Raw genomic sequence first — 14441 nt, forward strand, 5'->3', positions numbered from 1 at the left:
GAGGGATAGGGAAGGATAATGCAGATAAGCGAGAAATAATCAATGCCTCACTCCTTACTCCCCATTCCCTACTCCCAGTTTATTTTGAATAACAGGTTGTGCCTCGAGTATTTTCGGGTTTAAACTCGTTACATTCTCTAGGATTCTGACGCTCTAACGACCAGCCATAAGGTTTGTCGGATGTAACAACACCATTAGCCATAGTTGTTAGTCGGAAGTTAGCCCCCCGAAAATTGGTAAACTGCAATTTGGCGTCTTTTAAGTTTGCTGCTTCCAAATTGGCGCTTATGAAACCGGCATTAGACAGATCGGCATATTCCAGAGATGCTGATTTTAAATTTGCACCTGTTAACGAAGCACCACTGAGATTGACCGAATTCAAAAGCGCACCTTCTAAATTTGCACCAGTAAGATCGGCATTCGTAAGATTAGCTTGAGATAATGTAGCACCACTCAAGTCAGCCCCTCGCAAATTTGCTCCAGTTAGATTCAGTTTAGTTAGGTCAGCACCACTCAAATTACATCTAGGACAGGTACTTGTTGCCTTCAGCTGATCCAAATCTAGCTGATTTAATGCAAGGGCTTGCTCTGCAAACCCAAAACAAGCTAACAGGGCAACGGTAGCAACAATCTTGAGTTTCATATTTTTTAGAGATATCTACAAAAATGACAAGTAACGCATATTGCGTATTGCCATAGTTACATATCTTTTTACAGATATCCACAAAATGACAAGTGACGCATATTGCGTACTGTCATACTTACATATATATACTGCCTCCCCAAGGAAGAATAGGGATGAAGCATTGATTAAGAAGGTGTAAAAATACTATAAATTCTGATGATAAGACTACTCAAACTAAAATATTGGCTATAGAATCAAGTTCGTAAGGAACTATACCGAATCTCTTATAGACTACCATATATGTGATCCCCCTAGCTCGATGAAAAACACGACTAGGGGGATCTTGTTTTTAGGCAGTGGATTAACAGCAAAGGCAGAGAGGAGAAAGGATTTATAACCAATACGCTTGGTGTTACTGTAAGTTGGCTCATCTTTGACAGGTGTCGGGAAATTAGACCTCTAGCGCTGGTTGGAGTGTGGCTGATAGAGAGACTCTAGCGTTCTTATAAGTTAAAGGATCGAGTTGCTCAACGTCATTTCCAGGTTTGTCAGCCAGTTTGAGCCTGATTGATGCGTTGCTGTTGACCAGAGATGGCAACTAATGTAATAACAGAGAGTAAAGAAGAGTCCATTTGAGCGGACAGTAGCTCTAATCCGCTAAAATTTATTTCTGGGTGGGCGATGATAATAATCGAAAATGCTACAAAATCTCTGTTTTTGCGGTCTTTTATATTATTGTTTCTTGTAGCTGCAAATGGCTCTTGACCAGGGCAATAAACTGTTAAATTTTCATTGCATTTACAGTTAATTGATTTATTTTTGTTTTTGTTACTCTTATACAACAAATAGTTATATTAGAAAAAGAGTATCATATTGTACAAAAAATCTTGACCTTGCATAACAGTATTAACTTGTCTGAAAAAGTTTAGACAAAATGGCAGCATTCCAGAAAATTGATTGCTATATTAGATTAAATAACTATTCTGGCAAGGATTGAAAAGCTGTGCGGGATGATTTACAGGGCTTGGAAATTAGTCAGGATGAACTGCAAAAGCTGACTAATTTACCTGTCAATGATCAACTTTTAATAATTACAAATCCTCTAAAAAAATTAGTAAAAATATACATTCAAAAAATTAAAAGTTCGGAAGGGGCAACTGTAATTTTTATTGGGTTTGCTACATTTGTTTTTACTTATATTTTATTTGATATATTTGTAAAAATATTTGTAGCATGGGTGACGATTCCATCCTGGATATTATTAATTATCTTAGGTATTTGGATTGGTGGTTTTACACAAAGTATATTATATTTAATATGGAAAAGTAAAAGTAAAATTGTCAAATATCACATGACAAATTCTTTGCGAATCCTGTTAAAGGATGTTGAAAGATATAATACTGTTATTAGAGCAATAGATATCAATGACCAAATAGAAGAAGCTGGTAATCCAGAAGTGCTTATAAAGGAAAGAGAGAGTGTTATTGAAGCGCTAAAACTCACTAAGTCAGATTTAGTTCGTGCTTTGAAGACAGAAACAATTTTGAGAGAAAATAAGAGTTTTATCCTTAGTAATACAGAACTATTCGTCAACAATTTAGCAACTTTAACAGCCATGCAAGTAAATGAACAGGCTACTGAGCATGGAAGATTACTCAATGAAGCATTACAGATTGCATTAGATGTACAACATGAAATGAAAAGATTACAGACTCAGCGCTAAGATGATTCTTAATTCATAATGACCTTTATAGACAGGGGAGGAGGGGAAAGTTCTTGCTGGCGGAAAGATATTAAATTAACCTACCACCAAGGTTTCAGAGCAAATAAATTTATTTATGCCCAAAAGTAAAAATATTTATTTCGAGATGTGTAATACGAGAAATAATACATCCTTGGTTCAGAAGCCCCAAATTTATATATGGGGATTCCCTCTGCTCGCAGCAAGAACTGCCCTTTTTCCTTTTATTGACTTCCAACCTACTCACCAGATATACTCAGTGGCTTTTTGGATAATCTTTCCCACAGTTGCGATCGCCGGTCTAACATAAAGAATATCAAGAAAGCGATCCTTTATCGGCATGGACTGGAAAGAAGTCAGAGGCAACTGGGTAATCATTCCCCGAAATCCCATAGGTATCATCCATTTTTTAGGAGGTGCATTCGTCGCCACTGCACCGCACATCACTTATCGCTGGTTACTCGAACAATTGGCAAGTAAAGGTTATGTTGTAATTGCTACGCCTTTCGTCAACACCTTGGATCATACTGCGATCGCAAAATCTGTGCTGCTAAACTTTGACCGCACCCTCGAACGTTTACAGGATTCTGGGGCATTACGCAAGCTTTACTACCCCATCTATGGCATTGGGCACAGTATGGGCTGTAAACTTCACTTGCTGATTGGTAGTCTCTTTAAAGTAGAACGCGCAGGCAATATTTTAATATCCTTCAACAACTACGCCGCTAAAGAAGCTATCCCCCTAGTAGAACAGTTCAATTCTACTTTTGCGATTGAGTTTACCCCCTCACCATTGGAAACAAACCAGCTTGTGCAAGAGCGTTATGACATTAGGCGCAATTTATTAATAAAATTTAGCAATGACACCATTGACCAATCCGCAGCTTTAACCAAAATCTTGCAAGAACGCTTTGATCAAATGGTGACAATACAAACGTTACCAGGAACTCATACAACACCTCTAGGTCAAGATATTAAATGGCAAACTGGAACATCTTTCACCCCCTTTGATGCCTTAGGGCAATGGTTCAAACAAGAAGCATACCGGGACTTAAACCAGCTAAAAAATACTATCCTCTTGTGGGTGAATCCTCTTGCACCCCCATAATCTTTTATGACTATTGAGAAGTCATGAATTCGACAGAAAATAGAAATGAGTTAGTAGTATTAATATACATATACTACTAACTCATTAGCCCATATACTATTTTTATTTTCTATTTTTAGAGCAATAGCAATAATTTATTAATTAGTGTCTACGAAAATTTTTTATGTTTCAAATATTAATAATTGATGATGATTATTCAATAAAAATACTTCTAAAAAGGATGCTGGAAAAGCAGGGTTATGAGATAGTTACTGCCAGTAGCGGTGAAGAAGGAATAGAAAAGGCACTGGCTTATCGTCCAGCACTAATTATTTGTGATTGGATCATGCCGGGGTTAACTGGTCTGGAAGTCTGCCAACACATTAAGAAAGATCCTAAATTTTCCACTACATTCTTTATTTTATTAACATCTTTAGATTCGGTTGCCGATTGCGTCAAAGGTCTAGATGCTGGCGCTGATGATTTTATTTCTAAACCTATCGAGCATAATGAATTACAAGCACGGGTAAGAGCGGGATTACGTCTGCATCAGTTGAGTAGAGATTTGCAGGCTCAAAAGTTGCTTTTAGAATCAGAAATGTCAGAAGCCGCAGAATATGTGCGATCGCTACTGCCTTTTTCCATGACTGAACCCTTCAATATAAATTTCCGATTCATTCCCTCGCGGCAACTCGGCGGTGACTGTTTCGATTACTATTGGCTCGATGATGATTGTCTGGCAATTTACTTACTTGATACTGCTGGACATGGACTCAAAGCTACTCTTCCCTCTGTTTCAGTGCTGAATCTACTGCGTTCCCGTGCGCTCAAAGGCCTAAATTATTATCAACCTAGCGATGTGTTGAAGGCTTTGAATGATACCTTTCAGATGAATTATCAAAATGACAAATACTTTACGATTTGGTATGGAGTTTACAATCGAACCAACGGCCAGTTAATTTATGCTAGTGCAGGTCATCCACCAGCAGTTTTAGTAACTGGCACGTCTCCAAGAAAATCTGAAGTCCAACTATTGAAAACCCCCGGTATGCCAGTTGGGATGTTTCCAGAAGCAAAATATGTTGATGCATTTTGCAATATTCAAAAATTCAGTACTCTTTACATTTTCAGTGATGGTGCTTATGAAATCACTAAATCAGATAGCACACTTTGGAGTTTGGATGCTTTTATTCAGCTACTAGTTAGCTTACAAAATCCGATTGATTGCCAACTCGATCAGGTGTTGAGTTATTTAATCGCTCTGAACTCCAAAGATGCTTTTGATGATGATTTATCTATCTTGCAAATTAAGTTTGATTAATTAACTCTTTGAGACTAAAATCCTGATTAAATGCGTCTTGGCTAGGAAATATTTCAAATACTTTATCCATATTAGTCAGTTCAAATAAAATCCTGACTTGCTCATTAATTGAGCATAGAACAAGCTTACTATCTGCTGCCCGTAAGGTTTTAAAAGCTAATACTAAAGCCCCCAAACCGGAACTATCCATAAATGTTACATCTTGGAAATCAACTAACACAATTTTTGTACCCAATTTTAAACTTTCAGTAATATTTTTCCGAAAATCTTGTGAAGTTGTAGCATTTAAATTCCCGGCGAGCTTAATAATTTTCACTTGTTCTATCATAATTATGTCATGCTGATTTGATGCTTTCTTTGATTTTGCTATTATATACCTATCAGAGAAAATTTAAAAATCCTTACAAGGGAAATCATAGTTTGGTGATAAATATTTACTGATAAGTGTACCAGAAGAATCAGTAAGGATAAACTATAAACATCTTTATATTATTGTTAATCAAAAACTAATTTTTATTTAACTAAATACTGCCTGATTACTAACAAATAACTAACTAAGAATAACGGATATACATCTTCTCTTTAGAGGCTAATATTGAACTACAAGTAAAAATTCCAGCTTTTCGGATAATTTGCTAAAGATTTTTGCGAAACTGAAATTTGTTTAATAAACATTATTAAAATAGCCTGTAAAGGCAGGCTTGGTTTATGTAACCCAGACTTCCAGTCTGAGGGAATTAATGTGCAGCTTTGTATGATAATAATTAGCATTTACATTTATTTATGTCCGATTACTTACATAATTGCAATAATTCCTGTCTAGATGAAGAAACTTTAGCAAAAAAACTTGGTTTTAGCAGCCATACGGTTCAAATAAGCGGTTTTGTAGCTGAGGCGGGAAGGCGGCTACCTGGCTTTAGGTACGAGGGAATTACGCCAACAAAAATAAGGCTTTAAAGCTTTGAGAGCATTCGAGGAAGGTGAAAATTTTCCTTCTAGCTCTCTCTAAGAGGACTTACTTTAGCTCGATAAAGCAGCTTCTCACCTTGAAGGTAGCCAGTGTAGCGTACCTTGACTAATTCTCCAGGTTGTGCAGTTCCCTCCATCAATTGGTGCAGTTGGGGATCATAAGGTAATTCTGCCCCTACGGGTGCGATCGCTTCCACCCCCCACGCCTCTAAAAGCTTTTCTAAAGGTTTTTGCACCAACGGTACTATTTTGACTGCTGCTAGCTGGGGATTCTCCTGCGCTTTCTGTGCTGCGGTTGGCCATTGCAATAATAAAGACTCCAGCAGTTGCAAACTCGACTGCTGGAGTTCTTGTAGTAATATCTCTCGCTGCTGTTCTATTTGTTGCTGCGATCGCTGATACTCTTTTCTTAAATTTGCAATTTCTTCTAATAATTCTTGAGTAGGTGCTGCTTTCTCTGATAAGAACTCTATGGTTGAAAAAGTTGCGATTAATTCATTCAATGAAATTTGTAGCACTGGCGACAGCTTAAGCAGTACATCTACCCGCATCTGCTCTAGCTTTCCTTGGCGTAACCGCAAAATTTGACGCTCTGAGACACCAGCATCGCGACTCAGCGCTTTGAAACTAGCAATCCCTGCCTGTTGCATTAATTCTTGCAACTTTTGGGAATTGGGCATTAGGAATTGGGAATTAGGCATTGGGAATTAGGAATTAGGTATTGGGTATTGGGTATTGGGAATTAGGAATTGAGAATTGGGCATTAGATTATTCTCCTTTGCTCTCCCTACCTCCCCTACTCCCTACTCCCTACTCCCCATTCCCCAATACTTATTCTTCCAGTAAACTTCTCAACATCCAAGCTGTTTTTTCATGTACTTGCATCCGTTGAGTTAATAAATCGGCGGTAGGTTCGTCGTTAACTTCCTCTAGCAGAGGGAAAATAGACCGCGCAGTTCGGACTACGGCTTCTTGTCCTTCCACTAGTAAACCGATCATTTCTACAGCTTTTGGAACGCCGGGAGTTTCTGGAATCGAACTCAATTTGGCATATTCGCTGTAAGTTCCTGGCGCAGGATAGCCAAGCGCTCTAATCCTCTCGGCAATTAAATCAACTGCCAAAGCTAATTCTGTATACTGGGTCTCAAACATCAAATGCAATGTTTGGAACATCGGCCCCGTTACATTCCAATGGAAGTTATGAGTTTTCAGATAAAGTGTATAAGTGTCAGCCAACACGCGAGATAAACCCTCGGCAATTTTAGCCCTACTCGCCTCGTCAATGCCTATATTTACATTTTTGACTGTTACTTTCGATGACATAATTTTCTCCTAATTAGGTTATATGTAATTGGGGATTGGGGATTGGGCATTAGTCAGGAGTTAGCAATTAGTATTCTCCCCCTGCCTCCCCTGCCTCCCCTGCTCCCCACTCCCATTCTCTACGCCAAGTGCATCTTTAAAACACTACGGGGTGCTTTACGAACTCTGGCTAGAACGGTATCTTTGCCTAAACGCTGGCAAGCCTCATACCGATGGCAACCAGAAAAGCCATAATATTGTCCATCTACTTCTAGGACATCTATAGGTTCTTGCTGCCCAATCTCCGCAATCGATTCCATTAAGGCTTGCACTTTATTTGGATCGTTTGCACGAGGCAACGGCCGTTTTATCTGATTTAATGGGATTTCTTGGACTCTAACCATAAAGAGTTTATCCAACTAGTTCTGTTTTATGTCTCTAAATAAATCATAGTCATTATGACTACGTTTTGCAACCACTTTGGGCAAAACTGCTAATGGTATCATTGGAGCACTCATGCGACAAAAAAACCGCACTACAAAGCAATCGGGAAATCAGCTCCAACACCGCATTAAGGGGCAGAAGACAATCGATTACTCGCTATCGCTCTTGGAAATGCTGCGCGTAGCTTGCTTCCCCATAGGGGTAGGCTATCAGATGGCTATGAAATTTTCGCTTTGGCGTTTTTCCCATACTGTGCTGACCACATTTTGTCTATTGGGACTAACTGCTGCATCAGCGCCTGAGAGTAACATTCAAGGTATGGAACTGAAAATCGGGATTGTGCAGCGATTTGGCTCACAACCCACAGCCAAGCTGCAACTAGAAGCTACAAAAGGCGATCGCTTAAAGCTAAAATTTCTTATAAGCAACAAGCAGCAAACCTTGGTTACTAAGAATCCTGTAAAGCTGGAAACAGTCATGCAAGCTTTACCCCAGCCAACAGTTCAGGAAGTAGTAGTTTTAGGCACATACCGCACCTTTGAAACTGCGGAAGACAGCGCTAAGAAATGGCGTTCTCAAGGAATGGAAGTGGAAATAGCCCAGCCAGAACGCTGGCAGGTTTGGGCGAAACGCGATGTTTATAGCACTCCTTTACTGCGACGGTTGCTATTGCAAAATATTCAAGCTTCTACCAAAGAAAAAGTATATCTTGATACTAAAGTTTTAAAACAAGTACCGCGAGTTAGTTGGGTGGTGGATGGTAAGCGCTATAGCCCAAATGATTTGGAAATTAGTACTGATAAAAACTTGATTCGGGTGAATAAAAGCGAGAAACCAGGAAATGCTCGTCTTTATGCTGGGCGAATGAATTTGCAGCCAAATGCTTATGGCACATACACTTTAGTTAACCAAGTTCCTTTAGAAACTTATTTGCGTGGGGTTGTGCCTTACGAAATAGGCACAGATGCACCAAAAGCTGCGCTAGAAGCCCAGGCAATTCTGGCTCGGACTTATGCTTTAAGAAATTTACGCAGGTTCGCAGCAGATAACTATCAATTATGTGCTGATACTCACTGCCAAGTTTATTATGGGCTGAATGGAGCGGCTGCCAAAACAGACAAAGCGATCGCCTCAACCAGGGGTAAGGTAGTAACCTATAAAAATGAACTAGTAGATGCCCTTTATTCTTCCACTACTGGTGGCGTTACCGCCTCCTTCAGCGATGTCTGGAATGGTGAAGATCGTCCGTATCTGCGCCCTGTACTGGATGCTGCAAGTAATTTTTGGAACTTGTCTAAGCAGAGTTTAGCAGATGAAAATAACTTCCAAAAATTTATTAATATCCAACAAGGATTTAATGAAAGCAAGTGGGATATGTTTCGTTGGCATAAGGAAACCCCTTTAAAGGATATTACCAAGGACTTGCAGAAATTTTTGCACGTGAAAAAGAGTCCTTATGCAAAATTTAAGACAATTCAGGCTATGGCAGTAGTAAAGCGAAGCCAGAGTGGGCGTATCCTTGAACTTGCCGTCAAAACTGATAACAGCACCTTTGTTCTCCACAAAGACGAAGTTCGTAGTGCCTTTGCTGCTCCTAGAAGTACGCTATTTTACATAGAACCCCTAAATAAAGGAAAACCCGATCTTTGGGGATACGCTTTTATTGGGGGTGGATTAGGACATGGAGTCGGCTTGAGTCAAACTGGCGCTCAAAATTTAGCTAAATTAGGTTGGTCAAGTCCAAAAATTCTCCAATTCTACTATCCTGGTACTCAGATTCAGATTTTCAGCAAAGAGACTAAACTTTAAGTTAATCGGAAAAGTCCATACTGAAAAAATCAAGCAGGAACACAAAATTTACTGTGTTCCTGCTCAACACCAAATTAGGCTTTTTGTCAAAGTCGCTTTATAGACACGGCATTGAAAGGGCGTTAACACTAGATGTGATGCTTTTATTTTTTCAACATCACTAACTCTTACAAAAGGTTTATTGTTGAGGAGCCTAACTCTTAGTAGAGTTCTTCTTCTTTATGAGTTTCGATTGTGACGTCAGAGGTAGGATAAGCGACACAGGTCAATACATATCCAGCTTGTATTTGATCGTCATCTAAGAATGACTGGTCACCTTGATCAACGGTACCCGATACAAGTTTACCTGCACAGGTCGAGCAAGCACCAGCGCGGCAAGAGTAAGGCAGGTCAATACCAGCTTCTTCAGCAGCGTCTAGAATATAGGTATCGTCATCAACATCAAGGGTTGTGTTCAGCCCTTCGGCTTCGTTGACTAGTGTCACTTTAAAAGTTGGCATTGAGATAATCCTCTGTTTTGCAAACGGTAGTATAAGTTATCTTTAGGCAAAGGTCACGGCTGTTCTGTGGGATTAGCCGTTGGTTCAAATTTGCTTCAATTCTGATACTACGAGAAAAACTAAACGATGTGACTGGAAATTGAACCCGATTAGTAATGAAATTTAGTTGCTTAATCCTGATAAGTTTTATTTATATTATTTCCGTCCCTAGTCAGGCTGTAATTAGAAAAAGTTATATTAATGGATAAAAAATATGAATAGGATTAATGCCACCTATATTTTGTAGGACTTACGCAGAAGAGATTCCCAACTTCCCTTAAAAAGCAAAGCTGTTTCATTCGATCAGGTAGAGATTTTCTCAATATCAGCCTTGCCGTATGCCTACTCAAAAGTCATCTAGGCATAGCAGATGCAACAGAAGATATTAACTGCGCTAACGTCTTGATTATTTTGTGGTTATAGTTTTGAAAACATGCCCTAGTACGAATGTTGTAAAGTCTAAACTGGTGAAGTCATTTGATTATAGATGTTGAGAGAATATCACCACTAGAAGGGTGAAAGAATCAAAAACATAACTAGTGAGGATCATGTATAATTCAGGAGCAGCTTTGGAAAAAGCAAAAGTGCGTGTAGGTTTGGTGGGTACTGGGTATGCGGCAAAGTTTCGAACTGAGGCATTACTCCATAATGAGGGAATGCGATCGCAGTTAATCGCAGCTGTTGGTCATACCACAGAAACAACAGAAACCTTTGCCAAAGAGTACCAAATTGAAGCGTTGAGTTCTTGGCAAGAGCTAGTAGAGCGTGAAGATATAGACCTGGTGGTGATCTCTACTATTAATCGAGATCATGGTGCGATCGCTCATGCAGCACTTACCAACGGTAAACATGTGGTTGTAGAATATCCTCTTTCGTTGGATGTAGTTGAAGCAGAAGAACTGATTGCCTTAGCCAAAGCACAAAAAAAACTCCTGCACGTTGAACACCTAGAACTTTTGGGTGGTTTGCATCAAGCCTTGAAGCAAAACTTAGCCAAAATTGGTGAAGTTTTTTATGTTCGCTACAGCACCATCAATCCCCAGAATCCTGCACCCCGCAAATGGACTTATAACCACGAGTTGTTCGGTTTTCCCTTAATTGGTGCCTTGTCTCGCCTACATCGTCTCACCGATTTATTTGGTAAAGTACTTACTGTTAACTGTCACCAGCGATATTGGCAAATAGAACCAGAATACTACCAAACCTGTTTTTGCATTAGTCAACTGTACTTTACTAGCGGACTTTTAGCTCAAGTAGTCTATGGCAAAGGTGAAACTATTTGGCAATCAGAACGCAAGTTTGAAGTTCATGGTGAAAAAGGTGGTTTAATTTTTGATGGCGACACAGGATTGTTTATCCAACCAGGGGAAACAACACCTATAGAGGTTGGGCCTCGCCGGGGTTTGTTCGCTAAAGACACAAGTATGGTTTTAGACCATCTTTTTGATGGTACTCCTTTGTACGTTACCCCAGAGGAGAGCTTGTATACCCTAAAGGTTGCTGATGCTGCACAAAAAGCTGCACAGACAGGGTTAACTATGTTTATGAAAGATATCTAGATAAAAATTAATGAAAACCGAACTAATTGTTATTTTATCCCAACGAGAATTAGACAAAATGCGTCAAGCTGGGCGTTTAGCAGCTAAACTTCTCCAGCATCTCGAACCGTTTGTGAAGCCAGGGGTTAGCACTCTTGAACTCAATGATGAAGCCGAACGTTGGACGCAAGCTCATGGAGCAAAAAGCGCACCCCTTGGTTATAAGGGCTATCCTAAATCAATTTGCACGAGTGTAAATGAGGTAATTTGTCACGGCATTCCCAATGCCAAACAAATTCTTAAGGAAGGTGACATTATTAATATTGATGTAACGCCCATTGTTGAGGGTTATCACGGCGATACATCTAAGACATTCTTTGTCGGTACTCCTTCTCCAAAAACGAGAAAATTAGTAGAGGTGACAGAAGAGTGTTTGCGCTTGGGTATTGCTGAAGTTAAACCTGGGGCACGCATTGGAGACATTGGTGCAGCTATTCAAGAGTATGCTGAAGGAGAAGGCTTTTCTGTAGTGCGAGATTTCGTTGGACACGGCATTAGTAACATTTTTCACACTGCGCCCGATGTTCCCCACTATGGTACACGCGGGAAGGGTAAGCGCCTCAGACCAGGGATGGTTTTTACTATTGAGCCAATGATTAACGAAGGTACCTACGAAGTCGAGGTTCTGGGCGATAAATGGACTGCTGTCACGCGCGATCGCAAGCTTTCTGCTCAATGTGAGCATACCTTAGCAGTAACTGAAGATGGCGTTGAAATTCTCACCCTACCTGAAGGCAAGAATTACTAAAGTGGTAGATTTTTCTACTCCTTAATTAAGATTATGGTTCAAACTCTTGCTGCGGAAAATGTCACACTTAAGCAACTAATATTGCTCTATGGATTAGAGTTAGTTGATTCGGAAGAATTCTTTCGAGAGTGGCAAGATGACCTACTAAAACTAACAAGCTTAGAAAAGCAGTTATGGGTAAATTCCCTTGGAATGCCAAAATCAATTAACACAGCTTCCGAATTACCAGAACCGTTCTATTGGTGCCAGAAATTATCCTTCTTTAGTAAAAGCAATTGAAGAAGCTTTTAATAAAGTGTCTTTAAAAGATATCCAAGGTTGGTTTACTCATTGTTGTTACTGTACCTCACTCTTATTATGAAACGCTATATCATTTAACGTTTTAATGACAATGTAACGCCCGTGATTATCTCTGGCGAGATAGGTAATACCAAATTCTTTTTCAATTGTGTATTTACCACTCTGCAATTGCTGTCCTAACATCCAAGCCATTATTCAAAAGTCCAACACGCTGGTGTTAACCATGCCACAAGTCAGGCTAATTTACGGTATAAAACATATCTTAAAAGTTTTAACCAGGCATTTACCTACTCTTCAACTATCTGAGTTAAGTTTTCTAAGTTAATCAGGTAAATAATTCAGCATTAAGGACATGATTCAGCCTGCCTAAATTTCTGTCTTATGGAGCCTTGACAAACCTAACCGCAATTGTGACGATTACGCTAGAATTGTTAAAGGTTCTTTACAGAATTTGCTGATCATCCCCAATTCTGTTAAAACAGCCTAGCATTCAAATGTAAATCTTATAAACCCCCTCTAGAGTTCACTAAAAGCTTCTATGACGCTCCCAATTCGCAACGTCGCCATTATCGCCCACGTTGACCACGGCAAAACCACCCTGGTTGACGCACTCCTCAAACAATCCGGCATTTTCCGCGAAGGCGAAGACGTTCCGGATTGCGTTATGGACTCCAACGCCCTAGAACGGGAACGGGGTATTACTATCCTGTCCAAAAATACGGCAGTTCGCTACAAAGATACACTAATCAATATTGTTGATACTCCTGGACACGCTGACTTTGGTGGTGAAGTGGAACGCGTACTCGGCATGGTCGACGGATGTCTTCTGATTGTCGATGCCAACGAAGGCCCCATGCCCCAAACACGCTTTGTCCTCAAAAAAGCTTTGGAAAAAGGGCTGCGTCCCATCGTTATCATCAACAAAATTGATCGTGGTCAAACTGACCCCCACGTTGCTGTTGATAAAGTTTTGGATCTGTTCTTGGAATTAGGGGCAGATGAAGACCAGTGTGATTTTACCTATCTGTTTGCCTCCGGTATGGGAGGTTTTGCTAAGGAAAGCTTAGAAGCAGAATCGGTAGATATGCAACCCCTGTTTAACGCGATTCTGCAACACGTTCCACCACCAGTAGGCGACAGCAATAAGCCTCTGCAACTGCAAGTTACAACCCTAGATTATTCTGAATATCTGGGACGGATTGTGATTGGCAGAATTCACAACGGTACTATCCGCTCAGGACAACAAGCTGCTTTGGTAACAGAAGATGGTACTATTGTCAAGGGCAAAATTACCAAATTGATGGGCTTTGATGGACTGAAGCGCGTAGAGATGGAAGAAGCAACCGCAGGTTATATTGTCGCGGTGGCTGGTTTCGCTGATGCTTATATTGGGGAAACGATTACTGACCCCAATCAACCGCAAGCTTTACCGCTAATTAAAGTGGATGAACCAACCTTGCAAATGGCCTTCTGGGTGAATGATTCGCCCTTTGCTGGTCAAGAAGGCAAGTTGGTGACATCAAGACAAATACGCGATCGCCTATTCCGCGAACTCGAAACCAACGTTGCTTTGCGTGTCGAAGAAACCGATTCTCCCGATAAATTCCTCGTTTCCGGTCGTGGGGAACTCCACTTGGGTATCTTAATTGAAACCATGCGTCGGGAAGGTTTTGAGTTCCAGGTATCTCAGCCACAGGTAATTTACCGCGAAATCAACGGTCAACCTTGCGAACCTTACGAACTCCTGGTGTTAGACATTCCTGCTGATGGTGTGGGTAGCTGTATTGAACGGCTGGGACAACGCAAAGGCGAAATGCAAGATATGCAACCAGGTAGTGGCGATCGCACCCAGTTAGAGTTTGTCATTCCCGCCCGTGGATTGATTGGTTTCCGGGGTGAATTCATGCGGATGACTCGTGGCGAAGGCATCATGAACCACAGCTTCTTAGACTACCGTC

16 protein-coding genes are annotated in these 14441 nt (G+C 40.3%); 8 read left to right on the forward strand and 8 right to left on the reverse strand.

Features of this window, described 5'->3' with window-relative positions:
* Positions 1-79: 79 nt before the first annotated feature.
* A complete protein-coding gene (locus VE944_RS23210; protein ID WP_324982520.1) occupies positions 80-643 on the reverse strand; it encodes a pentapeptide repeat-containing protein in 564 nt (187 codons plus the stop codon).
* 530 nt (positions 644-1173) lie between these two features.
* Positions 1174-1470, reverse strand: a complete 297-nt coding sequence (locus VE944_RS23215; RefSeq protein ID WP_324982523.1) for a hypothetical protein — start codon at positions 1468-1470, stop codon at positions 1174-1176.
* 158 nt (positions 1471-1628) lie between these two features.
* On the opposite strand from VE944_RS23215, the gene VE944_RS23220 reads away from it, so the two are divergent.
* The 3 genes from VE944_RS23220 (at position 1629) to VE944_RS23230 (ending at position 4774) form a co-directional block, all read left to right on the forward strand.
* On the forward strand, positions 1629-2348 hold the full coding sequence (locus VE944_RS23220; protein WP_324982524.1) for a hypothetical protein: 720 nt from the start codon (positions 1629-1631) through the stop codon (positions 2346-2348).
* Positions 2349-2706: 358 nt separating this feature from the next.
* The gene (locus VE944_RS23225; RefSeq protein ID WP_324982527.1) at positions 2707-3474 is read left to right on the forward strand and encodes a DUF1350 family protein; all 768 of its coding nucleotides are present in this window, start codon (positions 2707-2709) and stop codon (positions 3472-3474) included.
* Positions 3475-3637: 163 nt separating this feature from the next.
* Positions 3638-4774: a PP2C family protein-serine/threonine phosphatase gene (locus VE944_RS23230; RefSeq protein WP_324982530.1), complete on the forward strand. Its 1137-nt coding sequence runs from the start codon at positions 3638-3640 to the stop codon at positions 4772-4774.
* Here VE944_RS23230 and VE944_RS23235 read toward each other — a convergent pair.
* The 4 genes from VE944_RS23235 to VE944_RS23250 form a co-directional block, all read right to left on the reverse strand.
* On the reverse strand, positions 4761-5102 hold the full coding sequence (locus VE944_RS23235; RefSeq protein ID WP_324982533.1) for an STAS domain-containing protein: 342 nt from the start codon (positions 5100-5102) through the stop codon (positions 4761-4763). The two genes, VE944_RS23230 and VE944_RS23235, sit on opposite strands and share 14 nt — an antisense overlap.
* 667 nt (positions 5103-5769) lie before the next feature.
* Positions 5770-6423 (reverse strand): nucleotide exchange factor GrpE, encoded by a 654-nt coding sequence (gene grpE, locus VE944_RS23240; protein ID WP_414690158.1) that lies wholly within the window; start codon positions 6421-6423, stop codon positions 5770-5772.
* A 151-nt stretch (positions 6424-6574) separates the two neighbouring features.
* Complete coding sequence (locus VE944_RS23245; RefSeq protein ID WP_324982539.1) at positions 6575-7066, reverse strand: Dps family protein; 492 nt, start codon at positions 7064-7066, stop codon at positions 6575-6577.
* 119 nt (positions 7067-7185) lie between these two features.
* Complete coding sequence (locus tag VE944_RS23250) at positions 7186-7449, reverse strand: sulfiredoxin (RefSeq protein WP_324982542.1); 264 nt, start codon at positions 7447-7449, stop codon at positions 7186-7188.
* Between the two features lie 112 nt (positions 7450-7561).
* Between VE944_RS23250 and VE944_RS23255 the strand changes: the two genes are divergently transcribed.
* Positions 7562-9298: a SpoIID/LytB domain-containing protein gene (locus VE944_RS23255; RefSeq protein ID WP_414690159.1), complete on the forward strand. Its 1737-nt coding sequence runs from the start codon at positions 7562-7564 to the stop codon at positions 9296-9298.
* A gap of 200 nt (positions 9299-9498) precedes the next feature.
* On the opposite strand, the gene VE944_RS23260 is transcribed toward VE944_RS23255, so the two are convergent.
* A complete protein-coding gene (locus tag VE944_RS23260; RefSeq protein WP_324982545.1) occupies positions 9499-9798 on the reverse strand; it encodes a ferredoxin in 300 nt (99 codons plus the stop codon).
* A gap of 587 nt (positions 9799-10385) precedes the next feature.
* On the opposite strand from VE944_RS23260, the gene VE944_RS23265 reads away from it, so the two are divergent.
* From VE944_RS23265 to VE944_RS23275, 3 genes are read left to right on the forward strand one after another with little or no spacing between them, the layout of a single operon-like run.
* A complete protein-coding gene (locus VE944_RS23265) occupies positions 10386-11396 on the forward strand; it encodes a Gfo/Idh/MocA family protein (protein WP_324982548.1) in 1011 nt (336 codons plus the stop codon).
* 10 nt (positions 11397-11406) lie between these two features.
* A complete protein-coding gene (gene map / locus VE944_RS23270; RefSeq protein WP_324982551.1) occupies positions 11407-12183 on the forward strand; it encodes a type I methionyl aminopeptidase in 777 nt (258 codons plus the stop codon).
* A gap of 33 nt (positions 12184-12216) precedes the next feature.
* A complete protein-coding gene (locus VE944_RS23275) occupies positions 12217-12462 on the forward strand; it encodes a hypothetical protein (RefSeq protein ID WP_324982554.1) in 246 nt (81 codons plus the stop codon).
* Between the two features lie 57 nt (positions 12463-12519).
* Here VE944_RS23275 and VE944_RS23280 read toward each other — a convergent pair whose 3' ends face one another.
* On the reverse strand, positions 12520-12675 hold the full coding sequence (locus VE944_RS23280) for a hypothetical protein (protein WP_324982557.1): 156 nt from the start codon (positions 12673-12675) through the stop codon (positions 12520-12522).
* 346 nt (positions 12676-13021) lie between these two features.
* Between VE944_RS23280 and typA the strand changes: the two genes are divergently transcribed.
* Positions 13022-14441, forward strand: a 1420-nt coding sequence (gene typA / locus VE944_RS23285; protein WP_324982560.1) for a translational GTPase TypA, incomplete at its 3' end; no start/stop codon positions are given.

Origin of the sequence: Nostoc sp. (assembly GCF_035638895.1) — a bacterium.
Classification (GTDB): Bacteria; Cyanobacteriota; Cyanobacteriia; order Cyanobacteriales; family Nostocaceae; genus Nostoc.